The 24,974-nt window shown below is 72.6% G+C and carries 24 protein-coding genes; 9 read left to right on the top strand and 15 right to left on the bottom strand.

Annotated features, from left to right (window positions below; genetic code table 11):
* Positions 1-93: 93 nt before the first annotated feature.
* The 4 genes from FHU30_RS22970 to FHU30_RS22955 form a co-directional block, all read right to left on the bottom strand.
* Complete coding sequence (locus tag FHU30_RS22970) at positions 94-753, bottom strand: response regulator (protein WP_253878616.1); 660 nt, start codon at positions 751-753, stop codon at positions 94-96.
* Complete coding sequence (locus tag FHU30_RS22965; RefSeq protein ID WP_253878615.1) at positions 750-1,937, bottom strand: sensor histidine kinase; 1,188 nt, start codon at positions 1,935-1,937, stop codon at positions 750-752. The genes FHU30_RS22970 and FHU30_RS22965 overlap by 4 nt, the downstream gene beginning before the upstream one ends.
* 17 nt (positions 1,938-1,954) lie before the next feature.
* Complete coding sequence (locus tag FHU30_RS22960; RefSeq protein ID WP_253878614.1) at positions 1,955-2,836, bottom strand: alpha/beta fold hydrolase; 882 nt, start codon at positions 2,834-2,836, stop codon at positions 1,955-1,957.
* 182 nt (positions 2,837-3,018) lie between these two features.
* Entirely contained in the window at positions 3,019-5,019 is a 2,001-nt protein-coding gene (locus tag FHU30_RS22955; protein WP_253878613.1) for a beta propeller repeat protein, read from the bottom strand.
* Between the two features lie 365 nt (positions 5,020-5,384).
* Between FHU30_RS22955 and FHU30_RS22950 the strand changes: the two genes are divergently transcribed.
* Positions 5,385-5,597: a hypothetical protein gene (locus FHU30_RS22950; RefSeq protein ID WP_253878612.1), complete on the top strand. Its 213-nt coding sequence runs from the start codon at positions 5,385-5,387 to the stop codon at positions 5,595-5,597.
* Positions 5,598-5,631: 34 nt separating this feature from the next.
* On the opposite strand, the gene FHU30_RS22945 is transcribed toward FHU30_RS22950, so the two are convergent.
* On the bottom strand, positions 5,632-6,516 hold the full coding sequence (locus tag FHU30_RS22945; RefSeq protein ID WP_253878611.1) for a LysR family transcriptional regulator: 885 nt from the start codon (positions 6,514-6,516) through the stop codon (positions 5,632-5,634).
* Between the two features lie 83 nt (positions 6,517-6,599).
* Here FHU30_RS22945 and FHU30_RS22940 point away from each other — a divergent pair, with 83 nt between their 5' ends.
* Positions 6,600-7,508 (top strand): zinc-binding dehydrogenase, encoded by a 909-nt coding sequence (locus FHU30_RS22940; protein ID WP_253878610.1) that lies wholly within the window; start codon positions 6,600-6,602, stop codon positions 7,506-7,508.
* A 61-nt stretch (positions 7,509-7,569) separates the two neighbouring features.
* On the opposite strand, the gene FHU30_RS22935 is transcribed toward FHU30_RS22940, so the two are convergent.
* Positions 7,570-7,848 (bottom strand): hypothetical protein, encoded by a 279-nt coding sequence (locus tag FHU30_RS22935; protein WP_253878609.1) that lies wholly within the window; start codon positions 7,846-7,848, stop codon positions 7,570-7,572.
* A 261-nt stretch (positions 7,849-8,109) separates the two neighbouring features.
* Here FHU30_RS22935 and FHU30_RS22930 point away from each other — a divergent pair, with 261 nt between their 5' ends.
* The 7 genes from FHU30_RS22930 (at position 8,110) to FHU30_RS22900 (ending at position 14,894) form a co-directional block, all read left to right on the top strand.
* Positions 8,110-9,141: a pentapeptide repeat-containing protein gene (locus FHU30_RS22930; RefSeq protein WP_253878608.1), complete on the top strand. Its 1,032-nt coding sequence runs from the start codon at positions 8,110-8,112 to the stop codon at positions 9,139-9,141.
* A 39-nt stretch (positions 9,142-9,180) separates the two neighbouring features.
* Complete coding sequence (locus FHU30_RS22925; protein WP_253878607.1) at positions 9,181-9,792, top strand: hypothetical protein; 612 nt, start codon at positions 9,181-9,183, stop codon at positions 9,790-9,792.
* A 303-nt stretch (positions 9,793-10,095) separates the two neighbouring features.
* Positions 10,096-10,755 carry an urease subunit gamma gene (locus FHU30_RS22920; protein ID WP_253878606.1) on the top strand — a complete coding sequence of 220 codons (660 nt, stop codon included), beginning with the start codon at positions 10,096-10,098 and terminating at the stop codon, positions 10,753-10,755.
* Positions 10,748-12,556: an urease subunit alpha gene (locus FHU30_RS22915; RefSeq protein WP_253878605.1), complete on the top strand. Its 1,809-nt coding sequence runs from the start codon at positions 10,748-10,750 to the stop codon at positions 12,554-12,556. The genes FHU30_RS22920 and FHU30_RS22915 overlap by 8 nt, the downstream gene beginning before the upstream one ends.
* A gap of 59 nt (positions 12,557-12,615) precedes the next feature.
* Positions 12,616-13,281, top strand: a complete 666-nt coding sequence (locus FHU30_RS22910) for an urease accessory protein UreF (protein ID WP_253878604.1) — start codon at positions 12,616-12,618, stop codon at positions 13,279-13,281.
* 48 nt (positions 13,282-13,329) lie between these two features.
* Complete coding sequence (gene ureG, locus FHU30_RS22905; RefSeq protein WP_253878603.1) at positions 13,330-14,073, top strand: urease accessory protein UreG; 744 nt, start codon at positions 13,330-13,332, stop codon at positions 14,071-14,073.
* Positions 14,070-14,894, top strand: coding sequence for an urease accessory protein UreD (locus FHU30_RS22900; protein WP_253878602.1), 825 nt, complete (start codon positions 14,070-14,072; stop codon positions 14,892-14,894). The genes ureG and FHU30_RS22900 overlap by 4 nt, the downstream gene beginning before the upstream one ends.
* A 121-nt stretch (positions 14,895-15,015) precedes the next feature.
* Here FHU30_RS22900 and FHU30_RS22895 read toward each other — a convergent pair whose 3' ends face one another.
* The 9 genes from FHU30_RS22895 to FHU30_RS22855 all read right to left on the bottom strand — a co-directional run bounded on the left by FHU30_RS22895 (position 15,016) and on the right by FHU30_RS22855 (position 24,761).
* Positions 15,016-15,561 (bottom strand): hypothetical protein, encoded by a 546-nt coding sequence (locus FHU30_RS22895; RefSeq protein ID WP_253878601.1) that lies wholly within the window; start codon positions 15,559-15,561, stop codon positions 15,016-15,018.
* Position 15,562: 1 nt separating this feature from the next.
* Positions 15,563-15,931, bottom strand: a complete 369-nt coding sequence (locus FHU30_RS22890) for a PadR family transcriptional regulator (RefSeq protein ID WP_253878600.1) — start codon at positions 15,929-15,931, stop codon at positions 15,563-15,565.
* 133 nt (positions 15,932-16,064) lie between these two features.
* Positions 16,065-17,051: an ornithine cyclodeaminase family protein gene (locus tag FHU30_RS22885; RefSeq protein WP_253878599.1), complete on the bottom strand. Its 987-nt coding sequence runs from the start codon at positions 17,049-17,051 to the stop codon at positions 16,065-16,067.
* Positions 17,052-17,055: 4 nt separating this feature from the next.
* Entirely contained in the window at positions 17,056-18,414 is a 1,359-nt protein-coding gene (locus FHU30_RS22880; protein ID WP_253878598.1) for a cation:proton antiporter, read from the bottom strand.
* 32 nt (positions 18,415-18,446) lie between these two features.
* Entirely contained in the window at positions 18,447-19,199 is a 753-nt protein-coding gene (locus tag FHU30_RS22875) for a thioesterase II family protein (RefSeq protein ID WP_253878597.1), read from the bottom strand.
* 66 nt (positions 19,200-19,265) lie between these two features.
* Positions 19,266-20,414: an acyl-CoA dehydrogenase family protein gene (locus tag FHU30_RS22870; protein WP_253878596.1), complete on the bottom strand. Its 1,149-nt coding sequence runs from the start codon at positions 20,412-20,414 to the stop codon at positions 19,266-19,268.
* Entirely contained in the window at positions 20,404-22,326 is a 1,923-nt protein-coding gene (locus FHU30_RS22865) for a B12-binding domain-containing radical SAM protein (protein WP_253878595.1), read from the bottom strand. Before FHU30_RS22865 ends, FHU30_RS22870 begins: the two co-directional genes overlap by 11 nt.
* Positions 22,323-24,236 (bottom strand): non-ribosomal peptide synthetase, encoded by a 1,914-nt coding sequence (locus FHU30_RS22860; protein WP_253878594.1) that lies wholly within the window; start codon positions 24,234-24,236, stop codon positions 22,323-22,325. The genes FHU30_RS22865 and FHU30_RS22860 overlap by 4 nt, the downstream gene beginning before the upstream one ends.
* Before the next feature lie 249 nt (positions 24,237-24,485).
* Entirely contained in the window at positions 24,486-24,761 is a 276-nt protein-coding gene (locus FHU30_RS22855; protein WP_253878593.1) for a ferredoxin, read from the bottom strand.
* Positions 24,762-24,974: the final 213 nt, after the last annotated feature.

The raw sequence follows: 24,974 nt of genomic DNA, 5'->3' as shown, positions 1-24,974 counted from the left end.
GGCCGGGGGAGAGGCTCGCCTCCAGGGCGTCCAACGTCAGCGGCCGCGGACGCGGGACGCGGGACGCGGGACGCGGCATCACGGCCCGGGTGGTCAGGTGGCGAGGCCGTTGCGGTAGGCGTAGACGACGGCCTGGACGCGGTCGCGGAGGTCGAGCTTGGTGAGGATGCGCGAGACGTAGGTCTTGACGGTCTCGGGGCTGAGGGTCAGCGCCGCGGCGATCTCGCCGTTGGACAGGCCGTCGGCGATGAGGCGCAGCACCTCCAGCTCCCGAGGGGTCAGCGGGACGCGGTCGGAGCCGCTTTCGGCGGGCCGGATCCGCGCCGCGTACCTTCCGACGAGCCGCCGCGTCACCTCGGGCGCGAGCAGCGCCGCGCCGGACGCGACCGTGCGGATGCCGTGAAGGAGCTGGGCGGGCGGAGCGTCCTTCAGCAGGAACCCGCTCGCGCCCGCGCGCAGCGCCTCGTACACGTAGGCGTCCAGGTTGAACGTCGTCACCACGAGAACCTTGACCGGATCGGCAACCCCCGCCCCGGCAAGCAGGCGGGTGGCCGCGATGCCGTCGAGCACCGGCATCCGCACGTCCATCACGACGATGTCCGGGGTCAGGCGGCGGGCCAGCTCGACCGCGGCGCGCCCGTCCCCGCACTCGCCCACCACCTCCAGGTCGGGCTGGGCGTCGATGATGGTGGCGAAGCCGGTGCGGACCAGCGCCTGGTCGTCGCAGACCAGGACGCGGACCGGGACGGTCACGACGGGCTCCCCGCCGGGATGCGCGCCCGGACGGCGAAACCGCCGCCCGCCCGCGCTCCGGCGCCGAACTCGCCGCCCAGGGCCTCGACCCGGTCGCGGAGCCCGGCCAGGCCGCGACCACTTCCGCCGACCGCCGCGGTCCGTGCTCTCGGTCCATCCGCTCCGGGCGACGCGGTTCTTGTGCCCGGTCCGTCCGTGCCGACCGCCACGCTGATCTCCCGTTCGCCGAAGCGGACCTCGACCACGGTGGGGCTGCCGTGCGCGTGCTTGAGCGCGTTCGTCAGGGCCTCCTGGACGACCCTGAACGCGACCGACTCGGCGCTGCCCGACGGCGCGGCCGGTTCGCCCTCCTGAGTGAACTCCACCGGCTGGCCGGCCTGCCGCGTCTGCTCGACGAGCGCGCCCAGGTCGCCCGGCGGCGGGGCCGTCCCGTCCTCGTGGTCGGGATCGAGCAGGTCGAGCAGGTGGCGCAGGTCGCTGATGGCCCGCCGGCCGGTGCCGGTGATGGCGTCCAGCGCCGTGTCGAGCCGGTCGGGTGCGGCGGTCAGGTAGCGGGCCGCCTCGGCCTGGACGACCATCGCCGTGACGTGGTGGGTGACGACGTCGTGGAGCTCGCGGGCGATGCGGGCGCGTTCGGCGGCGCGGCTCGCCTCGGCCACCCGGTGGCGGCGTTCGGCTTCGGCCGTCCGGGCCGAGCGCCACCAGGCCCCGACTCCCCACGCGAGCGCCAGCGCCACGAGGAACATCGCGTAACCGGCGGGGCGCTCGCTGCCGCCCGGACGGTCCAGCGCGACCGCCAAGGGCACGAACGCCACCGCCAGGACGACCAACGTGGCGCGCCGATGCCGTTCCAGATGGGCGCCCGAACTCACCATCGCGAGCGCCAGGCCCGTCCCGGCAAGCTCGTGGTACCCGCGCAACTGGTCGAGGGCGAAACCGGCCGATACCAGCGCCAGGCAGGCGGTCGGCCACCGACGGCGAACCGCAAGTGGCAGGCACTCCAGCGCGACCGCCGCCACTGCCAGGGCGTCCAGCGGGCGTTCCGGAACGTCGCCGAGCCTGGTCCCGTGGCCGTGCAACGCCGGGAGCAGCGACCCCGCGAACAGCAGCAGCGCCGCCGGAAGATCGCGGACGATGACGCCGGAGCGCCGCCACCGGCCGACCACCCCGCGAAAGTCGATCACCGGGCGAGGGGAGCCCGTCAACGGGCGGCCTGCGCGGTGACCTCCTGGACCGCCGACACCACCAGGTCCGGGCGCTCCAGGTAGATGTAGTGCCCGCTGCCGGCGGCGGTGGTCAGCCGGCTGCGGCCGGACAGCCCGAGCCACCTGCGCTGCCCCGCCGACCAGGCCTGCTCCAGCCGCGGCCCGTAGGTGGGGATCGCCCCGAGGTACTGCTTGCCGTGCTTGAGCACCTCCACCGGAATGTCCCCGGCCGAGCCGACCTTCCCGTCCACGATGACCAGCTTCTCCGGGTTCTGGCCCTGGAAGATCGCCAGGTTCTGCGCGCGGACCTGGGCCGCGGGCCCGGTGGCGGACGCGGGGATCACCCTGCTGATGTCGGCGATCATCGTGGCCGGGGTCGCGTCCATCAGGACCAGCCCCTTCACCTTGTCGCGGTGCTCGGGCGCGTACCGGGCGGCGATCAGCCCGCCGAGCGAGTGCCCGGCCAGCACGACCGGGGCATTGCCGGCCAACCGGGCCAGCACCCCGGTCAGGACTTTGCCAGTGGCGGCGAAATCCTGCGGACCGTCCGGTTGGGCGCTTCCGCCGGCACCGAGCCGGTCGTAGGAGCAGACCCGGTGCTGCTTGCTCAGCGACTTCTGCAGCGCGGCCATCTTGTCCAGCCCGTCGCCGCCTCCGTGCAGCAGGACCACGACGGGCGAGCGCTTCGCCGCCGTCCCCGAGCAGGAGACGTTCACCGCCTTGCCACCGATGCCGATCTTCTTGGTTCCGGTGAAGGCTTCCACGTCGCCTTTCCCATTGCCGGCGGCGAGCGGATCCCGGTCGTCCCCGTCCTTGCACCCGGCGAGCCCGGCGGCGGCGACGGCGCAGCACACCGCGATCACAGCGGACGACTTCATCTTGCGGAACATCGATTCCTCCGGCGGACGACCTGATGACCGTTCACGCGAACTCCGCGTAGGGCCGCGATCACCCCGAGAACGCTAGGGACCGACCGCATCCGGAATCATCACCGCGTGGTGGACACCTTCAGGTAGCTCGCACGGGGGACAACGCTCGCGCCGCCGCCCGCCCGGCTCGCCTAGTTGAGGCGGAGGCGCTGGACTCCGGTGAAGTTCGTCCCTGCGAACAGCCAGCGGCCGTCCGGGCTGACGGTGAGGGACGAGGTGGACGGGCTCACCAGGCCGCGGCTGATGTCGTGCCAGGTGGCTCCGGCGTCGTCGCTGCGCCACACGCCGGTGCGCGCGTTGCCGGACCAGGCGGCGTACAGCGTCCGCGGACGGCGCGGGTCGGCGACCACCTGCTTCAGGATGCCGTTCGCACTCGGCTGGACGGTCCGGAAGTGCGCTCCGCCGTCGGTGCTCAGCCGCAGCTCGGACTCCCCGGCCAGGACGCGCCGCGGGTCGCGGGGGTCGACGAACACCTGGGCGGTGGCAGCGCCGCTGACCGACGTGAACGTCCGTCCGCCGTCGTCCGAGCGCAGCAGGCCCTTGCGGCTGCCCAGCCACACGCGCCGCGGGTCGCGCGGGTCCCCGGCCAGGGAGGTGTACGGCGCGTCGGGGAGCTGGGCCGTCCACCACGTCGCGCCCTCGTCGTCGGTGCCGCGGATGCCCCAGCCGTCGAGCGAGTGGAACAGCACCGACACCCGGCGCGGGTCGGCCGGGTGGACGAGCAGGTCGAACGGCGCGCCGCCGTCGTTGATGAAGGCCGGCTTGGACCAGGTCACGGCGCCGTCGCCGCTGCGGTAGATCCCGGTGGACAGGCCGTTCTCCTCGGCACGCCACACCGTCCGGGGCGAGCGCGACGACACCGCGATCCTCGGGTGGGCGTGCAGCTGGTCGGAGGTGACGCGGGTCCAGCGGCGGGTGGCGGGGGTGACCCGGCCGGTGGGCAGCGGCGTGTGGAACAGGTCCCAGATCCCGGCGGAGACCAGCAGCGTGCGGCCTTGCCGGTCGCGGGTCGTGACCAGGTGCGCGGCGGTCTCGCTCGGCACCCCGAGCGGCCGGTAGGTGCGGCCGTTGGTGGTGGTGAACACGCCGTGGTAGCCGTCCGACACCAGCGTCGTGCCCGGCTTGCCCGGCATCGGCGCGACCTCGCCCACGCCCTGACCGGAGATCGGCACGTTCCAATGCGCGAAGGTGCGGCCCCGGTCCCGGCTCGCGTAGACCTTGCCGGCGGTGGTCACGAACACCTGGTCGCCGAAGATCTGCGGCCCGTAGAGGTAGTCGGCCTTGTCACCCAGCAGCAGGCGCCAGGTCCTCCCGCGGTCGGACGTGCCGTACAGCGCGTGCCCCGCCGTCACCACCACGCCCCACCGCGTCGCGGCGACCTCGTCCACCGCCTGCCGCCCCGGCTTCCCGAGCCGCTGCGGCACCGGCGACGCCCCGCCGATCCCCTTGATGACCCAAAGGTCCTGCCCGGGGGAGACCGTCGTGGCGAACAGGTCGCCGCCGACCAGGGCGAGCTGGTGCCTGAGCATCGGAGCCGCCATCGAACCGCGCGCCCACGGCCGCGCGATCTGCCGCCAGTGGTCGCCGCCGTCGGTGCTGACCCCGATCGTGTCGAGGCCCTCGGTGACGACCGTCCGCCCGGACACGGCGAGCTGGAGCGGCCCGTCCTTGGTGTCGTGGCGCAGCGTCTTCCAGCTCGCGCCCCGGTCGGTGCTGCGCAGCAGCCACCCCTCGTAGACCCCGAACCCCACCTGCTTGGACACCAGCAGGTACATGCGCCGCGAGTCGCGCGGATCGACGACGAACGCGCGCGCCGCCCCGCCCGTCCGCGGCACCGTGTCGCGCAGCCGCCAGTGCCCGCCGCGATCGTCCGACAGCCAGAGCAGCTGCGGCGCGTCCGTCATGACGGCGATCTCGTTGGGCTTGGACGCCGACAGCCCCAGCGACCCGCCAAGCGAGTCCGGCCCCACCGCCTCCCAGCGCGGCGCCGCGGGCTTGGACCGTTCCGCCTGCGCCGCCTGAGCCACGCCCGTCCCGGACAGGACGAGCGCCACACCGGTGGCCACGACCCCGATCCTCTGCCCGAACCGTGGTCTGCGGTGCCCGGCGGGCACGATGCCGTTGCGTCTCATGCGTGGCTTCCTTCGGTGGGGGGTGATCACGAACGGCCCGAGCATGATCCACTACCGACCAGTACGGAAGAGCCGCCCCCCACAGAGTCCCCATACCGACCGCTCCCACCTACCGCATCAACCAGCGACACCACGTCACCTCCCGGGGCGTCCGAGTCGCTGGCCGATGACCTGCGTGATGTCCGGTACCGCATCGCCCTCGTCGGCGACCGCGTGCCACACCGTCCCGCCGGGCGCGGACTCCAGGGCGAGGCGGAACAGGACCGCCGGGGCCGGGCAACCAGGAGCTCGGCGTCCGGATCAAGGCGGCCGTTGCGGTCAGCACCAAGCTCCAGGAGCGGGACGCCCTCAAGAGCGTCGGGCTTGTGGCCGCGATGACGACCGCGCTCGTTGCCCGCGGGGTTCCGGACGCGGTCGCGCACCTCGCCGCCGAGCTGGGCGTCCTCGCGTTCAAGCGGGGCTACGCCCAGTGGTCCGAGAGCAAGGACGATGACGTGGACGGGCTTGCACGTCATGCGCTGGCCGCCCTGAACGACTTGCACAGCGCGACGTCGCAGCTGTTCACCCGTAACCGATAGTGGGGCGTTTTCGAAGCGGAATTCCTGCGGTGGTTCAGGCGACGGCGAGGCAGGTGTCGATCAGGGTTTTCAGGGCGGGGCCGTGACCTGCCTTGGTGATGAGTGCGGTTTGGGCGTGGGGCAGGTCCAGCCTGCGGAAGGCGATGCGCCGGATGGAGAGTTGTTCGGCGGCGGATGCGTAAAGCACGCTCCAGGCCGGGGCGCCTGATCCGATTTCGCTTAGTGCGTCGTGTACCGCGTCGATCGGGTTGCCCCAGGACGGCTCGATGCCGGCGCGTTCCAGGCCCGTGGTGATGAGGTCGTGGAATCGCGGGTTCGTCTCGCGGGCCGTCAGACGCAAGGGCAGCCGCGCGATCTGCTTGAGCTGGATCGCCGGACGAGCGGCCAAAGGGTGAGTCGCTGGGAGGGCCGCGACGAGCGGTTCGGTCCAGACCGGGAATTGTTCGAGGTTCCCATCAGGGTCGGTGATCGCGGGCCGGACGAAGGCCGCGTCGAGCCGTTCTTCGCGGACGGCGGCGATTCGCTGGGAGAAAGGCAGGCTTACCAGTTGGATCTGTAGTCGAGGCGCGACGCGCGACAGTTGTTCCAGGACGCGGTCGAGCCTTTCGCCGAGCCCTTCGCTCGTGCCGAGGCGAAGCGTGCCGGTCACCTGGTCGGCCGGTTCGCGGGCGAGGTCACGCAGCCGGTCGATGGCGAGGAGGGCCGTCCGGGAGGCGGGCAGCAGGCGGTGGCCCGCTGCGGTCAGCCGCACGCGGCGGGAGGTGCGTTCGACCAGCTCGACGCCGAGTTCGCGTTCGAGCCGGGCGAGTTGCTGGCTCACCGCGGGCTGCCCGACGTGCAGGCGCTCGGCCGCGCGCCCGAAGTGGAGTTCCTCGGCGACGGCGACGAAGTATTCGAGCTGGCGCAGTTCCACGGACACCCCGCATCGATCACCGATCCTGATACCTGCACATCGCAACATCGCGTTGATGCCGGTGGATTCCCCGGCGTGGAATACAGCGCATGAGATCAGTGGTGAACACCCCGGATGGAACGGTCATTCGCGAAGTGCCCGATCCCGCGCCGCGCGAGGACGAGGCGCTGGTCGCCGTCCGCGCGTTCTCGATCAACCGCGGTGAGCTGGCGCTGCTCGCGCGCCGGAAGCAGGACTGGCGTCCGGGCCAGGACGTCGCCGGCGTCGTGGTCGAGGCCGCCGCCGACGGGACCGGGCCGAAGCACGGCGATCGCGTGGTGGCGATCGTCGACGAGGGCGGCTGGGCGGAGCTGGCCGCCGTGCCGACATCGCGCCTGGCCACGGTGCCGGACGCGGTCGAGATGGAGCAGGCCGCGTCGCTCCCCATGGCAGGGCTGACGGCATTGCGGACGTTGCGCTTGGGCGGCAGCGTCCTGGGCCGCCGGGTCCTGGTCACGGGCGCCGGCGGCGGTGTCGGCGGATTCCAGGTCGCGCTGGCCGCGTTGAGCGGTGCGGAGGTGACGGCCGTCGCCCGTCCGGACGCCGCGGATCGGCTGACCCGGATCGGAGCGGCCGCCGTCGTGCCCGACGTGGCGGACGCGACCGGCACGTTCGAGCTCGTCCTGGAGTCGGTCGGCGGGCAGGAACTCGCCGGTGCGATCACCAAGATCGCTCCGGACGGCACGGTCGTCCTCCTCGGCACCAGCAGCGGCGAGAAGACCGGGATCGACATCTACGACTTCGTCGGCGGCCACGAGGGCGCCCGCCTGCTCAGCTACCTGTCCTACGCGCAGCCCCAGCCCGCCGGACCCGATCTGCGACTGCTGGTCGACCTCGTCGCGTCCGGCAAAGTGAAGCCGGAACTCGGCCTGGTCAAGGACTGGACGCAGCTCCCCGAGGCCATCACCGCGCTCCAGGACCGCACTATCCAGGGAAAGGCCGTCCTCACCATCACCTGACGAACCAAAGCGACTCCGGCGGACTCGTCCCGCCGGAGTCGCACCTTCATTACGGCTCCGGTCAGGGTTCCAGCGGCGCGGGCGGGTTGTGGGACGGCGGCGCCCAGCCTTCGAGGGCCGGACCGATGTCCACCCAGGCGGAACTCCCGTCGGCGGTCTGCCCGAGCCGGCATTCCAGAACGCGTCCTCCGACGCTGACCTGATCTCCCGGCAGGTACGAGCGTCCGGCGGTGTCATGACAGGTCAGGTCGGAGGCGGCAGCGCCGTCGGCCAGGACGATCCCGCCTACTCCGATCAGACCCGCCACCAATGAGGCGCCGACAATGCGCTGAACTCGCATGATCTCCCCTGGTGTCGCGGCGGTCACTGCAAGGCACGTCCCGGACCGAACTCCGGTTCACCTACGCCGCCCCGCCGTCCGACGCCACTCCACGGGGACGCTGCCCAGATGCCCCAGCGTTCGAGGAAACGATCTCTCGGCGGGTGCATCCGTGCGACCCGTGCCGGGCGTCTCAGAAACGTGGCGATGATGCGACAGCCTGGCGCTGGCGATCCGGCGGAGGCGACGACCCGACCGTGGTGGAGAGCGCGCCTTCCCGTGGTGGCCACGGCCGTCGGCGGGCTGTTGGCGGCCGTGGCGGTGGTGGGCGCGGTGTGGGTGGTGGCCGGGCCGGGCGCGGCGTGGGTGCTGCACCATCTCGACGGCATTCACGACAAGGACCTGTCAGCCAAGGACCGGGCGGACGCGCTCAGCTCCATCCGCGGTCAGGCTCTGGGCGTGCTGACCGGGGTGCTGGCCACGGTGGCGATCTACTACACCGCGCACAACGCCACCACTGCCCGCCGCGCCCTAGCCCACAGCGAGCAGGCGGCCCGCCAGACGGCCGAACTGACCGAGCAGGGACAGGTGACCGAGCGGTACACCAAGGCCATCGAGCAGATCGGCTCCGACAGGCTCGACATCCGCATCGGCGGCATCTACGCCCTTGAACGCATCGCCGCCGACTCCGCCCGCGACCACCCCACCATCGTCGAGGTGCTGGCCGCGTTCGTCCGCGAGCACTCCCACGACAACGACGCCAACGCGCCTGTCGCACCCGACCATCTCCAGGACGACCCCGATGCGGTCGGTCGCCTGCGGCCCGACCTGCAGGCCGCCCTTACCGTCCTGGGACGTCGCGACCCCGACCACGCCATCATCGATCTGCGCGACGCCACCCTGCTCACCGCGGATCTGCGCGATGCCACATTGCGCGGCGCGGACCTGAGCCGCGCAGTGTTGAGCGGCGCGAACCTGCGCGGCGCAAGCCTGAGCCATGCGAGTATGCGCGGCGCGGATCTGCGTGGCGCGGACCTCAGCGGCGCGAAACTGGCCAGCGCGGATCTGAGTGGCGCATATCTGAACGACGCGAACCTGACGAGCACGGATCTGGCCGACGCCGATCTGAGCGGTGCCGACCTGATCGGCACGAACCTGCGCCGCGCGGCCATGCGCAACGCGAACCTGCACGGCGCGGACCTGAGCAGTGCGGACCTGTCCGGCGCGGACCTGCGCGAGGCGCGCGGCGCCGATCTGGCGGGGGCAAGGGGCGTCCCGCAGTTCCCTCCACCTGATTCACAAGCGTCCCTGTAGCGATCGGTTCTGCTGGGGCGGCCGCGGTACGGTTCGGGCGTGATCGCCGAAGGAGGGGCTCAGCTCGGAAGGTTGGCCGCGCATCGCTTGGCCCAACTTGGCTGCTGCGTGATCGAGGCAGGCCTGACCGACGCAGAGGTCGCTCGCATCGAGCGCGAGTACGGGTTCGAGTTCGCCGACGACCACCGGGCCTTCCTCGCTGCGGGCCTGCCGGTCCACGAACCACGGGAAGAGGAGCCGGGCGTTGGTTACGCGTGGGAGAGGCCATGGCCGGACTGGCGCAACGGCGACCCCGACGAACTTCGCCAGCGCCTTGACTGGCCGATCGACGCCCTGCTTCGGGACGTCGAGCACGGGCATTGGCAAGATGCCTGGGGCGAGCGGCCGGATTCCGGCGAAGCGGCCGTTGACCTGGCGCGGTCGCAGCTGGATGGGGTGCCGAGGATGGTTCCCGTCTACGGGCATAGGTTCTTGCCCGCAGGTCACGGCGGCTTCGGCCACCCGGTCTTGTCGATGTGGGGCAGCGACATCATCTATTACGGCGCTGACCTGCTCGACTACATCAACCAGGAGTTCGAAGGACCCCGTCCCGAGCATCCCGAGGACTGGGCGCCCCAAGCCACCGTGCCGTTCTGGCGGGACTACCTCTGACGACACCCCCATAGACGGCGCCTGAGTGCAGCGAAACGGCACTGGCTGTCGCTGTCATCGCGGGCTTCGAGGCGGGTATGCAAAAAGCGTCTTGCAGGTTAAACGCGGCCGTTACATGCTTTTAACACTCTATTTGTGTAATTCATTTGCGGCGGGCTCCGGTCTTCTTGCTTTCTGTGGGAGTTCGTGAGCGAGGAGCCGCGTTGGGGTGGTGGAGTTCGAAGCGGGCCCGGGGACGCCGGTGACGCTCGCCTCGTGGGGGACCCGGCGGGGTGTCCGCGGGTGGGCTGGAGGAGGACGATCGTGCATCTGACCCATCACGAGCAGGAGCGGCTGCTGATCCATGTGGCCGCCGAGGTGGCCGCCAAGCGGCGGGCCCGGGGGCTGCGGCTGAACTATCCCGAGGCGATGGCGCTGCTGACCGTCCATGTGCTGGAGGGGGCCAGGGACGGCAGGACGGTGCGGGAGCTGATGTCGTCGGGGCGGGGCGTGCTCACCCGCGAGGACGTGATGGAGGGCGTCCCGGAGATGATCGAGACGGTCCAGGTGGAGGCGACGTTCCCGGACGGCACCAAGCTGGTGACCATCACCGACCCCATCCCCGCCCGGGACGACGTCGCAGGGCCCGGCCATGTCGAGCACGCGGCCGAGCCGGTGCTGATCAACGAGGGGCTGCCGGTGACGCGGGTCGAGGTCCGCAACAGCGGGGACCGGGCGGTGCAGGTCGGCTCGCACTACCACTTCTACGAGGTGAATCCGGCGCTGGAGATCCGTCCGGTGCCGGGGGCCGCGGACGCCGAGCCCGACCGCGGGTGCGCCTACGGCAAGCGCCTGAACATCCCCGCCGGCAAGTCGCGGCGCTTCGAGACGGGGTGCCGCGTCGAGGTCGATCTCGTCCCGTTGCAGGGCGAGCGGGTCGTGGCGGGGCTGCGCGGGACGGTCGGGGGCGCGCTGGATGACTGAGCCGGATGGAGGCCGTCCGCGGCTGGAGCGCGCCGAGTACGCCGACCTGTACGGGCCGACCACCGGCGACCGGATCCGGCTCGCCGACACCGACCTGCGGATCGAGGTCAGTGAGGACTGGGCGGGCGGTCCGGGGCACAGCGGCGACGAGGTGGTGTTCGGCGGCGGCAAGGTGATCCGCGAGTCGATGGGCCAGTCCCGGGTGGCGCGCGCCGACGGCGCTCCCGACACCGTGATCACCGGCGTGGTGGTCCTGGACCACTGGGGGGTCGTCAAGGCCGACGTGGCGCTGCGGGACGGGCACATCGTCGCGCTGGGGAAGGCCTACAACCCCGAGACGATGAACCGGCGCCATGACGACCACCCGGTCGCCACCGACATCGTGATCGGTCCGGAGACCGAGATCGTCGCAGGCAACGGCAAGATCCTCACCGCCGGCGGGGTGGACACCCACGTCCACTTCATCTGCCCCGAGCAGCTCGACGTGGCGCTCGGGTCCGGCGTCACCACGCTCATCGGCGGCGGGACGGGCCCGGCCGAGGGGAGCAAGGCCACCACGGTCACACCGGGACGGTGGCACGTCGCCTCGCTGCTGGCCGCGCTGGACGGCTCCCCGGTCAACATCGGGCTGCTCGGCCAGGGCGCCACGATGTCCAAGGAGTCCATGCGCGACCAGCTGCGCGCGGGCGTCCTCGGGTTCAAGGTGCACGAGGACTGGGGCGCCACCCCGGCCGTCCTCAACGCCTGCCTGGAGGTGTGCGAGGAATCCGGCGCGCAGCTGGCGATCCACGCCGACACGCTGAACGAGGCCGGTTTCCTGCAGAGCACGCTGGAGGCCGTCGGCGACCGCTGCGTCCACGCCTTCCACGTGGAGGGCGCGGGCGGCGGACACGCCCCGGACATGATCGAGATGGCGTCCCACCCCAGGGTGCTGCCCGCCTCCACCAACCCGACCCGCCCGCTGACGGTCAACACCGTGACCGAGCACATCGACATGCTGATGGTCTGCCACCACCTCAACCCGAAGGTCACCGAGGACCTGGCCTTCGCCGACTCGCGGATCCGGCCGTCCACGATGGCCGCCGAGGACGTGCTGCACGACATGGGCGCCATCTCGATCATGTCGTCCGACGCCCAGGCGATGGGACGCATCGGCGAGGTGATCCTGCGGACCTGGCAGACCGCGCACGTGATGAAGCGGCAGCGCGGCCCGCTGGACGGCGACGGGGCCGCCGACAACCTGCGGGCCCGCCGCTACGTCGCCAAGTACACCATCAACCCGGCCATCGCCCACGGCATCGGCCACAAGGTCGGCTCGGTGGAGACCGGCAAGCTCGCCGACCTGGTGCTGTGGGAACCGGCGTTCTTCGGCGTCAAGCCCTACCTGGTGATCAAGGGAGGGCAGATCGCCTACGCGCAGGTCGGTGACGCCAACGCCTCCATCCCGACCCCGCAGCCGGTCCTGCCGCGCCGCATGTTCGGCGCGCTCGGGCGCGCGCCCGGCGGGAACTCGGTCAACTTCGTCTCCGGATGGTTCGACGGCGAGGTCCCCGGGCTGCACAAACCGTTCGAGGAGATCACCAGCACGCGCGGCCTGGGTAAGGCCGACATGCGCGAGAACGACGCCCTGCCGCGCATCGACGTCGACCCCGACAGCTTCACCGTCACGGTCGAGGGCAGCGGCGGGGCCAGCCGTCAGGACGACCGGACCGGAGACGTCAGCGTGCAGGTCGGCCAGGAAACCGTCGCCCCGGAGTACCGCGACGAGCTCCCGATGGCCCAGCGGTACTTCCTGTTCTGACTCTTCTGACTCTTCTGACCCGTGTCGGTCCCCGTCGTCCTGGAGGCATGGTGAGCCCGGTGTCCTTGCTGATCTTGAGTGACGGGCGCTTCCCCGCCGGAGGCCACGCGCACTCCGGCGGGGCCGAGGCCGCCATCGCGGCCGGGCGCGTCCACGACACCGCGTCCCTGGAGGAGTTCTGCCGGGGACGCCTCTCCACCGCCGGCCTGGTCGCCGCGGCCCTGGCCGCCGCGGCGGCGAGCGGGCACGACCCGCTCCTCCTGGACGACGCCGCCGACGCCCGCACCCCCTCCCCGGCGCTGCGCCAGGTCGCGCGCAGGCTCGGCCGGCAGCTGATGCGCGCCGCCCGCGCCGTCTGGCCCAGCCCTGACCTGGACCGGCTCGCGGCGGCGCGTCCGGCGGGTGCGCATCATCCCGTCGTGCTCGGCCTGGTCGCGCGCACCGCCGGTCTGTCCCCGCAGGACGCCGCCCAAGCCGCCGCCTACGACAGCGTCTGCGGGCCGGTGAACGCCGCGGTCCGCCTGCTGGGCCTGGACCCCTTCCAGGCCACCGCCGTCCTGGCCCGCCTCAGCGGCGCCATCGAACACACCGCTGCCCAGGCCAGCGAGCACGCCGCGCGACTACCGGTGGACGGCGTCGACGCACTCCCCGCCGCGTCCGCGCCGCTGCTGGACATCACCGCCGAACAGCACGCGACCTGGCCGGTGCGCCTGTTCGCCAGCTGACACGTCCCTGCTTGTCCGCCCATCCGGACCGCCACTTTGGAAGGCGCCATGCACCTGCACCACACCGACCCGGTCCACGCCGACCTCATCCCCCCTTCCGCTGCCGCCCTCTCCGGCGGACGCCGCCGTCCCGTGCGCATCGGGCTGGGCGGGCCGGTGGGGTCGGGCAAGACCGCCACCGTCGCCGCGCTGTGCAGGCGGCTGCGCGACACCCTGTCCATCGCCGTCATCACCAACGACATCTACACGCGCGAGGACGCCGAGGCCCTGCGCCGCCAGGCGGTGCTGCCCGACGAACGGATCACCGCCGTGGAGACCGGCGCCTGCCCGCACACCGCCATCCGCGACGACATCTCCGCCAACCTCGAAGCCGTCGAAGACCTCCAGGAACGCCTCGACCCCCTCGACCTGGTCCTGATCGAATCCGGCGGCGACAACCTCACCGCCACCTTCTCCAAGGGCCTGGTCGACCACCAGATCTTCATCATCGACACCGCCGGGGGCGACGACATCCCCCGCAAGGGCGGCCCCGGCGTCACCACCGCCGACCTCCTGATCATCAACAAGACCGATCTCGCCCCGCACGTCGGCGCCGACCTGGACGCGATGGAACGCGACGCCAGGGCCGCCCGCGGCACCCTGCCCGTCATCCTCACCAGCATCAGGACCGACCAGGGCATCGACCCCGTCGCCGACTGGATCCGCGCCCGCCTCGCCGACCACGCCCACCTCGCCGACCAAGCCCGCCCCGCCGACCACGCTCGCCTCGCCGACCACACCAACCGCGCATGACTGCGGCGCCCCCCGTCCACCCTCCGCCGGACACCGCCCCGACCCCGCACGGCGCCTACGGCCTGCATGCCACCGCCCGCATCACCGCCGAGTCGGCCGGCGGCGCCACCGACCTTCCGCTCCTGGACGGCGACGGCCCGTTCTCCCTGCGCCGCCTGCGCTCGCGCGGCACCCAGGCACGCGTCTGCGTCCTGAACACCATGAGCGCCCCGCACAACGGCGACCGCCTGCACACCGAGGTCACCGTCGGCCCCGGCGCCGACCTGCACGTCATCACCGCCGCCGCCACCATCGCGCTGCCCGGGCCCGTCCCCGTCCACGCCACCCACGACCTGACCCTGCGCGTGGCCGACCACGCACGCCTGCACTGGCTACCCGAACCCCTCATCTCCGCCGCCGGAAGCGACCTGCGCCAACGCATCCGCATCGACCTGGCCCCCACCGCCCGCCTCGTCCTGAGCGAGCAGCAGATCCTCGGACGGCCCCACGAACCCCCAGGGCGCCTCAGCACCCGCATCACCCTGCGCCGCGACGGCCGGACGCTCCTGGACCAGCACAACACCTACGGCCCCGGCGCCCAGGGCTGGGACGGCCCCGCCGTCCTCGCCGGCAACCGCGCCACCGGCCAGCTCCTCATCATCGACCCCGCCTACGAAGACCACCCACCCGAGCCCCACCACCTCGACACCCCACCGGCCCAAGGCGTCATCACGCCGCTTCCCGGCCCGGGAGTGCTCCTCACCGCCATCGCCCCCGACGCCGGCCACCTCCAGCACTGCCTCAACGCCGCCCTACGCCACCTGGGCCACCACACCCAATAAGCGACGTTCTATTCGGACGCTTCAGTGGCTGTGTGTCAGCGCGCCGATTCCGATGCTGGTCCGGAGGTAGACCATCCCGTCGGTCGGCAGCACGGCCTCCACACCACAGGCCGTGCCGTTATCAGGCGGCTGTGTTACTGCGGCGGGGGAGGGCCCGCCAAAGGCGGCCGCAGGCGATCGCGCCGACCAGCAGCAGGACGTAGTCGAGGGGCGTCCAGGCTCCGCCGCTGCGGGTGGCCTCGCCATGGTGGACGACGATGGTGACCGAGCTTTGCAGCCAGGCGATGCCGCTCCAGATGTAGGTGCCGTCCGAGTGCGGGCTGGTGGCGGTGATCGCCTGCTGGTAGGCCTTCGCGGCCTCGTCGAGGAAGAAGTTGAACAGCAGCGGGGCGGTGAGTAGGAAGGTCGTCGCGGCGATCCAGGAGTAGCGGGGGCCATCGCCACGTTCGGCGGCCCGGAAGCCCTCCGCGAGGGTCCGGGCGTTGCCGATCCGGCGCACCGCCTCCGCCGCGCCGACCTCCATCGCCGCCTCCAGCAGGTTGGCGCGGACCTCGCGCCGCCGGGCGACGCGGACCCGCGGGTGCAGGTCGTAGAGGCGCTGGTCGAGCGACCAGACGACCCACTCGATGCGCAGCCGATCGAGCCAGGTGACGGTGTGCTGAGGCATGTCAGGAACCTCTCTGCGGTGCTGTGGGGGGAGTTGCCGACAGCGGCCGGTTCAGGACGGCGTCGACACTGGCGACGTGCCGGCTCCAGCCGGCGGTTCCGTCGGCCAGGGCTTGGTGCCCGGCCGCGGTGAGCCGGTAGTACTTGCGCGCGGGCCCGCTGCTGGACGCGACCAGCCGGGTGGCCAGCCGTCCCTCCCGCTCAAGGCGGGCCAGCGCGGGGTAGACCGTGCCCTCCAGGACGTCGGCGAAGCCGGCGGCCTGCAGGCGCTGGGCCACCTCGTACCCGTACGACTCCTCCTCTGCCAGCAGGTGCAGCAGCAGTAGCGACAGGACACCTTTGAGCAGTTGCGGATCATGGCTGGAGGTCACAGCACCCAGACTGTCGCAGGTACTAGATAACGTCAAGTACTAGCCAGTGACCAGAACACGAGCGCCGAGCCACGCCGTGGTCGGACGGGCGCGCCGGCGTCCCCGGACGCGGCTACCGGGCGTCGGGGGCGGTCTAGGGGAAGGGGATCTCCTGGCCGACGTGGAGTTCGCGGGCCCTGCGCGCGATGCGCAGGCCGGAGAGCGCGTCCTCGACGGCCAGGCCCAGCGACTTGAACAGGGTCGTCTCGTCGGCCTGCGCGCGTCCGGTGATCCGGCCCAGCAGGATGTCGCCCACCTCCCCCCGGATGTCCCGCGGCGCCAGCAGGCCCTGTTCGATGGGGACGCGGAGGTCGCCCGCCTCGGCCAGGGCGGCGTCCAGGCCGTCCACGAAGATCGAGCAGCGCGCGACCAGCCCACCGGTCAGCTCGCGCTTGTCGGGGAAGGACGAGCCGACCGCGTTGATGTGCGTGCCGGGAGCGACGTGCGCCTCCGCCAGGACGGGTTCCGCGCTGCCGGTCACGGTGCAGATGATCGCGGCGTCTGCGGTGGCAGCGGCGACCGAGGACGCCGCGGAGACGGGGAACGGGAGGCCGTCGAGCGACGCGGCGAAGGCGCGCGCCTTCGCCGCGTCGCGGGACCAGACCGTCGCGCGGGTCAGCGGGCGGACCGCGGCCATCGCCTCCAGGTGGCTGCGGGCCTGGACACCGGCGCCGAGGACGGCGAGGGTGTCCGCGTCGGGGCGGGCGAGCAGGTCGGTCGCGACCGCGGAGACGGCGGCGGTGCGGACGGCGGTGATGACGGTGCCGTCCATCAGGGCCTCCGGACGGCCGGTCCGGTCGTCGAAGACCAGGACGAGCCCCGCGTTCAGCGGCAGGCCGAGCCGGGGGTTGCCGGGTTTGATCGCGACGATCTTGATGCCGAAACCGGCGTCCGGGACGTCGGCCGAGGCGGGCACGTAGGACGGCATCACCGCGTACGCGTCGGCGCCGGTACGCAGCATGAGCCGCTGCGGCTGGACGACCTTCCGCGCGCTGAACAGGCCGAGCGCGGCGCGCATGGCCTCGATCGACTCCTTCATCGGGTACAGGGCGCGGACGTCGTCGGCGTTCAGAACGATCATTTCGTCACTCCGGGGTCGTGTGTCCGTCCAGCAGCGATCCGTCCGGCAGCGCACCGTCGGACAGCGCTGCGTCCGGCAGCGCACCGTCCGGCAGCGCTGCGTCCGGACGGCGGCGGGCGGGAGGCGGCCGGTGGCGCATCTCGGCGCGGTCGAGCAGGGCGAGGGCCGGTCCGGTCATCGCGGTGGTCGCGAGCGCCATGACGACCAGCGCGGCGAACAGCGCGGGCGTGATGATCCCGGCGCTGCGGCCCGCCTGCAGCACGATGAGTTCGGTGAGCCCGCGGGTGTTCATCAGCGCGCCGACCCGCAGCGCGTCCCAGCGCGACTGCGCGCCGAGCCGCGCGCCCGCGTAGCCGCCGAGCGTCTTGCCCGCCACGCCGAGCGCCACCGCCGCGAGGACGAGCGCGGGCGAGGCGGCGGCGAACCCGGCCGTGACCGCGCCCACGCCGCTGACCACGAAGTACACCGGGACCAGCGACCGGCCCGCCGCCGTCACCGAGCCCAGCGCGGCGCTCCACGGCTTGGCGGCCGGCACCGCCAGCCCGGCCAGGGCCGCGCCGACGATCGCCGTCAGCCCGAGCCGTTCGGTGGCGCACGCCAGGGCCACGGCGACGATGCCGATCAGCGGCGCCGCCAGCCGGGGAGCCCGCCGGCACAAGGCGTCCCCCGCCGCGCCGCCCAGGACCCGGCGCAGCAGCACCGTCACCGCGAGGCCGCAGGCCAGCACCGCCATCGCCCGCAGGAAGCCCGAGCGGGATCCCGACGCCAGCCCGATCGCGACGGTGAGCAGCGGCCAGGACAGCGCGTCGATCACGATGCCCGACGCCAGGGAGACCCGGCCCACCGGGGTGTCGGCGAGGCCGCGGTCGAGCAGGATCCGGGCCAGCACCGGCACGGCGGTGATCGACAGGGTGACCGCGAGCATCAGGACGAACGCGCCGGTCGGCGCGGTGCCGCGCACGGCGGGATCACCGGTAGCCAGCACCAGGGCGGCGAGCAGGACGCCCGCCGCCTGAGCCGGTAGCAGCGCGCCCACCACCACCCGCGTCACCGTGCGCCGGTCCGGTGCGGACGGCCCGGTGCGCAGCTTGTGCGCCAGGCCGCACAGGAACAGCACCAGTCCCGCCTCGCCCACCAACTTGAGCGCGGCGAGCACCCCGCGCGGCAGCAGCATGTCCAGGCCGTGCCGGCCGGCCAGCCACAGGACGGCAGGGCCGGCGAGCAGCCCGGCGGCGAGTTCGCCGATGACCTCCGGCTGGCGGCTCCGGCGCGCGGCGTACCGGCCCGCTGCGGCGACGAGCAGCACGGCTCCCAACGCGGCGAGCACGTGCCCGGCCCGGCCGAGCGGTTCCACGGCCGCCATGCGGGCCGCTGTACCGGCCGCCATGGCGGCGGTCACCGCGGGACCGCGTGCCCGGCCGCCTCGACGATCAGGTCGATGAGCGCGGGGGCGTGGTCGTTGAGGAAGAAGTGGCCGCCGGGGAACAGGTGCAGGCCGCGGAAGTCGGTGGTCTCGGCGTGCCAGTCCCGCAGCGTCCCGGGTGGTGTCACGGTGTCGGCGTCGCCGTTGAAGGCGATGACCGGCACGTCCAGCGGGGCGACAGCCCGGTAGGCGTACCCGCGGCAGAGGCGGAAGTCGGCCCGCACCACCGGAAGGCTGCGCTCCAGCATGACCGGATCGGCGAACAGCTCGTCCGGGACGCCGCCGATCCTGCGCAGGTCGGACGCGAACGCCGTGTCGTCGTCCGGGTCGGGCATGACCCGCCGCGCGGCGCCGCGCGGCGGCCACGACATGACCGCGAGCAGGACCGGCAGGGGAGCGCCGCGCCGCCGCAGCTCGTGCGTCAGCCGGTAGGCCAGCATCGCACCCATGCTGTGCCCGGCGAGGACGTAGCGTCCGCCGAGTTCGGGACCGAGGCCGTCCAAGAGCGCCTCTACAGCCCGGTCGACGTCGGTGAAGGGCTCCTCCCGGTGCCGTCCGGGACGACCCGGCAGCCGCACCGCGCGCAGCTCGACGCCCTCGGGGAGGTGGTCCGCCCACGTCCGGAACATGGACGGCCCGCCGCCCGCGCAGTGCAGGCCGTAGAGCGTGAGCCGCGGGTCCGGGCACCGCCGGAGCACGAGGTACCAGGGATGCGATCGCGCCATGACGGAAGTGCGCTCCCAACGGAGTCGGCCGCCGGCCGGCGGGGTTCGGCCGCCGGTCGGCGGGGCTCAGACCAGCGACTGGGCGATGATCTCTTTCATGACCTCGGTGGTGCCGCCGTAGATCGTCTGCACCCTCGTGTCGAGGTAGGCGCGGGCCACGGGGTAGCCGCGGACGACGCCGTTCCCGCCGTGCAGCTGCAGGCAGCGGTTGACGACGTTCTGGCACAGCTCGGTGTTCCACCACTTGACCATCGCCGCGTCCTCGCCGCTGAGGCGTCCCTCGGTGTGCGCGAGCACGGCGCGGTCGCAGTGGCTGCGCGCCACGGCGAGCGAGGTGGCGAGCTCGGCGAGGACGAAGCGGTTGTACTGGTGCCGCGCGATCGGCCGGCCGAAGACGGTGCGTTCGCGGCAGTAGTCCAGGGTGTCCTCGAAGACCCGTTCGGCGGCGGCGAGCGCGGAGACGGCGATCCACAGGCGCTCCTGCGGAAGGTTGCGCATGAGGTGGCCGAACGCGCGTCCCGGGGCGCCCAGCAGGTTCTCCGCGGGGACCGCGACGTCCTGGAAGAACAGCTCGGCGGTGTCGAGGGCGCTCATGCCGATCTTGTCGATCCGGCGGCCGCGGCTGAACCCGGCGCGGTCGGCTTCCACGACGAACAGGCTCGCGGACGCGGTCCGGGTCCCGCCCCGCTCCGGCGGGGTGCGCGCGACCGTGAGGAACAGGTCGGCGGTGTGGCCGTTGGAGATGAACGTCTTGGCGCCGTTGAGCAGCCAGCGGTCCCCGTCGCGGACGGCGCCGGTCCGCATGGCGCCGATGTCGCTGCCGGCGTCCGGCTCGGTGATCGCGATGGCGGTGACCAGGGAGCCGTCGCAGAAGCCGGGGAGCCAGCGCGCCTTCTGCTCCGGGGTCGCCAGGGTGCGCAGGTAGGGGCCGACGATCTCGTTGTGCAGCGGCAGGCAGGGCGCGTAGGCGCCCGCGCGGGCCAGCTCCTCCGCCAGGACGGCGTGGAACCGGTAGTCGGTGGAGCCCCCGCCGCCGTACTCCTCGGGGACGTCCATGCCGAGGAGACCCGCCGCCCCGGCGGCCCGCCAGACCTCGCGGTCGACCGCGCCCTCCTCCTCCCAGCGCGGGTAGTGGGGGGAGATCTCCTTCTCGATGAACGCGCGGACCGTCTCGCGGAACGCCCGGTGCTCGTCCGTGAGGATCTCATCGCGCATCGCGCGCCTCCACCGGCGTCGGCGCCGTCCACGTCGGCATGATGTCGTGGAGCCGGTTCATCATCGCCTGGCAGTACGCGGCGTTGTGCTCGATGCTGCGGTGCCGCGGATAGGGCATCTTGCGGCGTCCGCGATGGTCCAGGCGCAGCAGTGCCGTCTCGCCGGTCTCCGGAACCGGCAGGTCGGAAACGCGCAGGTGCGGCAGGACGGACAGGGGCATCCGGACCTCCACGCGGTAGCGGTCGAGCTGCTCGGCCGACGTCTCGTGGAGCGGGACGGGCGGCAGCGCCACCGGCTCCCGGTAGATGTACGGCCGGGCCAGCAGGTCGATCTCGGCGAGGGCGCGCACCACCGGGTCCCGCCACCAGGGGGAGTTCCGGAGGAAGTCCATCAGCAGCGTGTCCAGCTCGGCCCGGTGGTGGTGCATCGCCAGGTGCAGGGCCTTGCCCACGTTGTTGAGGTCGTACTGGTCCATCTCGGCGATCGAGTGCGCGAAGAAGCGGCACAGCGGGTTCTCGGTGTGCTCCTGGAACCAGCGCACCGCCGCGGTGAGGAACGCGGTGTGGTCGCAGGCGCCCGACGCGTCCAGGTAACCGGCGGTGTGGTAGAGGGCGCGGGCGTTGTACAGGGTGATGACGGCGTAGTAGAACCACACGCCCTCCTCGTACTCCTCCCGGTCCACCCACTTGGTGCCGACCACCAGGTCCGCCTCGGACGCGTCGTCGGCGACCCGCACGGTGTCGATCCCCAACTGCTCGCGCTGCCGCTCCATCGGGGTGTTCCGTAGCAGGAGCTGGGGGTAGACGACCACCGTGCCCGCCTCGGACCGGCACAGCCGCCCGATCCCGGCGCGGAAGGAGTCCAGCGTCTCCCCGGGGAGCGGCCAGATCAGCTCGGTGTAGGAGCTGATCTGCTTGTCGTGCAGCTTGCGCTGCAGCTCGACGTAGGTGGACTCCTTGATGTTGGCCCTGTCCACCATCCGCAGCGCCTGCGGCGACACGGTCTGCAGCGAGACCGGCTGGCTGGTCAGCATGCCGCCGTCGACGAGGATCTCGGTGATCTCGGTGACCCGGTCGGGCCGGTTCTTGGCCGCCTGCATGTTGACCATCAGCGGGTAGCCGGTGCGTTCCCGGCACGCGACCAGGTGCCGGGTCAGCTCGACGTCGCGGGGCAGCGCGCCCCAGTTCGCGTCGGCCAGGAACACGCTCTCGACGCCGTGCTCGCTGATCCAGGTGAGGTCGCGCTTGACCCGGTCGAGCCCCCAGCGGTGGATCTTGTCGTTCGTCGCGGCGCCCCAGTAGCAGTAGGTGCAGCGGAAGGGGCAGCCCCGGTTGGTCTCCACGACGGCGAAGGTGTAGTCCGCCCCGTCGAAGATCCCGGCGGCGAACGGCGAGGGGATCTCGTCCAGGTCGCGCAGCCGGTCCGGCTTGTCGGTGGTGACCAGCGTCCCGTCCTGCCAGAAGCTCACGCCGGGCACCTGGCGCAGGTCCGGTTCGGGGCGCGCGAGCTGCTCCAGGTAGGCGGCGAAGGTGGTCTCGCCCTCCCCGTTCGCGACGGTCACGTTCTCCTGCCCGGGAGCCACGTAGTCGGCGATGTGGTCCATCACCTGCGGGCCGCCGAGGATGAAGCGGGCCTCGGGACGGGCCTTCAGCAGCTCGTCCAGGACGGTCTGGAACCGCCGCATGTTCCACAGGTAGCAGCTCATCGCGTAGACGTCGGCATCGAGCGCGACCAGCTCCGCCACCAGCTTCTCGGCCGGATGGCCCACCGGGCGCGAATGGATGACGAAGTCGTGGCTCCGTGCGATCGCGGCGTCCCGGGTGGCGTACGCCTGCAGGTAGCCGGACACGAGGGGCAGCGTGTTCGGGTAGAGCGGGACCTCCACCATCGCCACGCGGGTGCGCGCGCTCACCGGGACGCCCCCGTCGTGGTGGCAGGGGCCGTCGCGGCGGCCACCGCGGTGCCGCGTCCGGCCCGTTCGTCCAGCAGCTCGGCCAGCTCGCCGAGGATGTCGGTCTCGAACATGTCCTCGGCGCCGAAGTGCAGGTCGTGCCGCTTGGCCTCGGCGGCGAGCCGCATCGCCAGCAGGGAGTCGCCGCCGAGATCGAAGAAGCTGTCGTCCCTGCTGGTCGGCCGCTGCCCGAGGACCCGGCCCCACAGCTCGGCCAGCAGGCGCTCGGTCGGGCCGAAGCCGGCGGCCTCCTCGCCGGCGGACGCGTCGCCGGGCGGTGTCCGGCCGGCGGACGGCGCCGGGAGCGGCCGGGCGGCCAGGGCCCGCCGGTCGGTCTTGCCGTGCGGGGTGAGCGGCAGCGAGTCCAGCCGGACCAGCGCGTGCGGGACCATGTACTGCGGGAGCGCCGCGGCGAGGCGGTCGCGCAGCGTCCGGGCGTCGGGCGGGGCGTCCGCCTCGGCCGCGACCCAGTACCCGACGAGGCGCCGCGTCTCCCCGTCCTCGGGCTCGGGCGCCACCACGGCCGCGCGGGCGACGCCGGGGACGGCGAGCAGGGCGCTCTCGATCTCGCCGGGTTCGATCCGGAAGCCGCGGACCTTCACCTGGTCGTCGGTGCGGCCGAGGAACGCCAGCCGCCCGTCGGGCAGGCGCTTCACCAGGTCCCCGGTGGCGTACATGCGGACGCCGGGACGGCCGGCGAACGGGTCGTCGCGGAAGCTCCGCGCGGTCTGCTCGGGCCGGTTCAGGTAGCCGCGGGCCACGGCCGTCCCGCTCAGGTGCAGCTCGCCGGGCTCGCCCTCGGCCACCGGACGCAACCGCTCGTCCAGGACGTGCGCGGTCAGGCCCGGCAGCGGACGGCCGATGGGAGGCGGCACCGCGCGGTCGGCGCCGGGCTCGATCTCGCCGCAGGTGGCCAGCATCGTGGCCTCGGTCGGCCTGTACACGTGGAACAGCCGGAACGGCGGGTGCACCGCCGGCGGCGCGTGCAGCTTCTCACCGCCGAGCAGCATCACCCGCATCGATCCGCCACGGCCATCCCACGAGGCTTGCAGCAGCCGCACCGCCAGCGCGGTGGTGAAGAACGCCACCGACACGCGCTGATCGCTTAGCCAGTCGACGAAGTCGTCCGGGGAGTCGGGAAGCCGCCGTTCGGCGATGCACAGGGTCGCGCCCCCGGCCAGGCACGGCCAGACCTCCAGCGCCCACCCGTCGAACGACGGGCGCGCGATCTGCGGCATCCGGTCTCCGGGGGCCACCCGGAAGGTGTCGACGTACCAGGAGACGAGGTCGGCCACACCCCGGTGCTCCACCAGGACGCCCTTGGGGCGGCCGGTCGAGCCGGAGGTGAAGGTCACGTAGCAGAGGTCGCCGCCACCGGCGGTGCCCGGTTTGCCCGTCGCGTCGTCCGACGCGGGTAGCTCGGTCGGCTCGTGTGCCGCGGATAGGGCGGTCGGCTCGTGTGCCGCGGCAAGGTCGACCAGGATCTCCGGGGGCGAGCCGGGCGGCAGCCGGTCGGCGAGCGCCCGCGTCGTGAGGATCACCGGGGCGTCGCAGTCGGCGAGGATCGCTCCGGCGCGGGCGGGCGGCTCGCCGGTGTCCATGCCGACGTAGGCGCCGCCGGCCAGCAGCACCGCCAGGGCGCTCACCACGAGCTCGGGCGAGCGGTCCAGCCACAGCGGCACCAGCGTGTCGCGCCCGACGCCGCGGGCGCGGAGCCGGGAGGCGAGCGCGGCGGCGCTCCCGTACAGCTCGGCGTAGCCCAGACTTCGTTCGCCGTGCGTGACCGCAGGCAGGTCCGGCCGCCTGCGCGCCCATCCCGCGATTCGCTCGGTGATGGGCTCGGATTCGGCGACATGCTCATGCTGCTTCATTCCGATTGACCTTCCAACCCTACTCGTGGCCGAACCGTTCGCGTTCGCCGTGTCGCACTTCTCCGCGTGACCGCATGAAATCGCCGTCGCCGGCGGACGGCCACCTGTCGATGACCGGGAAACAAGCGTGCCGATGACCGTGAAACCCGAGCTGGTCGAAGCCTCTCCCGGAACGTTAGGCATATGCCACCGCGGATATCCATGGGGTTTCTATTTTTTTTCGGCTTCGCCCGCCGTCCGCCGAAGCCGTTACCGGCGGCGTCGCTCGATGTCAGGGGCCAGAATCTCCCCGGTGGCCGCACCGCGGACGAGGATCGCCTCCACCGGGCAGGCCTCGGCCGCGTCGAGCACGTCCCGGTCCGGACGCGTCCGGTCGCGCGTCGGCCGTGACCGCGCGCCGGCGAGCCGGAAGGCGGCGGGCGCGAGGCTCTCGCACATGCCCGAGCCGATGCAGGTGGACGCGTCGACCTCCACCCGCCACTCCGCGTCGTCCCGCCGGTCGCCGCCGCCGTTCACATGCGTCATTCCGCTCAGCTCCTCGGTATGCCGACAACCGAGTGGATCTCCTTTCGCCGAGTGGCGTCAAGCGGGTCCGGCTGTCCTGTCGCCGGGACAGCGGCGGAGCGGGGAATGGCGCTGGAAAAGGCGGGACGACCTTGACCGCAAAGCGCGGAGAGTTGAAGGTGGTGATCGGTCGCGGGGCAGCAGGACGCGGCCTGTATGACGATTTCCCGTCCC

This window comes from Actinomadura rupiterrae (assembly GCF_024172125.1).
Taxonomy (GTDB): Bacteria; Actinomycetota; Actinomycetes; order Streptosporangiales; family Streptosporangiaceae; genus Spirillospora; species Spirillospora rupiterrae.
The sequence above is the reverse complement of the archived record's forward strand: the minus strand, read 5'-3'. Positions and strand labels throughout refer to the sequence as shown.

What these genes read in the sequence shown, in the direction of transcription:
- FHU30_RS22875 (WP_253878597.1), bottom strand. Translation starts at nt 19,199, where the DNA reads ATGGCGCGATCGCATCCCTGGTACCTCGTGCTCCGGCGGTGCCCGGAC.
- ureG (WP_253878603.1), top strand. Translation starts at nt 13,330, where the DNA reads ATGCACCTGCACCACACCGACCCGGTCCACGCCGACCTCATCCCCCCT.
- FHU30_RS22935 (WP_253878609.1), bottom strand. Translation starts at nt 7,848, where the DNA reads ATGCGAGTTCAGCGCATTGTCGGCGCCTCATTGGTGGCGGGTCTGATC.
- FHU30_RS22895 (WP_253878601.1), bottom strand. Translation starts at nt 15,561, where the DNA reads ATGCCTCAGCACACCGTCACCTGGCTCGATCGGCTGCGCATCGAGTGG.
- FHU30_RS22915 (WP_253878605.1), top strand. Translation starts at nt 10,748, where the DNA reads ATGACTGAGCCGGATGGAGGCCGTCCGCGGCTGGAGCGCGCCGAGTAC.
- FHU30_RS22960 (WP_253878614.1), bottom strand. Translation starts at nt 2,836, where the DNA reads ATGAAGTCGTCCGCTGTGATCGCGGTGTGCTGCGCCGTCGCCGCCGCC.
- FHU30_RS22880 (WP_253878598.1), bottom strand. Translation starts at nt 18,414, where the DNA reads ATGGCGGCCGTGGAACCGCTCGGCCGGGCCGGGCACGTGCTCGCCGCG.
- FHU30_RS22885 (WP_253878599.1), bottom strand. Translation starts at nt 17,051, where the DNA reads ATGATCGTTCTGAACGCCGACGACGTCCGCGCCCTGTACCCGATGAAG.
- FHU30_RS22855 (WP_253878593.1), bottom strand. Translation starts at nt 24,761, where the DNA reads ATGACGCATGTGAACGGCGGCGGCGACCGGCGGGACGACGCGGAGTGG.
- FHU30_RS22870 (WP_253878596.1), bottom strand. Translation starts at nt 20,414, where the DNA reads ATGCGCGATGAGATCCTCACGGACGAGCACCGGGCGTTCCGCGAGACG.
- FHU30_RS22900 (WP_253878602.1), top strand. Translation starts at nt 14,070, where the DNA reads ATGACTGCGGCGCCCCCCGTCCACCCTCCGCCGGACACCGCCCCGACC.
- FHU30_RS22860 (WP_253878594.1), bottom strand. Translation starts at nt 24,236, where the DNA reads ATGAAGCAGCATGAGCATGTCGCCGAATCCGAGCCCATCACCGAGCGA.
- FHU30_RS22955 (WP_253878613.1), bottom strand. Translation starts at nt 5,019, where the DNA reads ATGAGACGCAACGGCATCGTGCCCGCCGGGCACCGCAGACCACGGTTC.
- FHU30_RS22940 (WP_253878610.1), top strand. Translation starts at nt 6,600, where the DNA reads ATGAGATCAGTGGTGAACACCCCGGATGGAACGGTCATTCGCGAAGTG.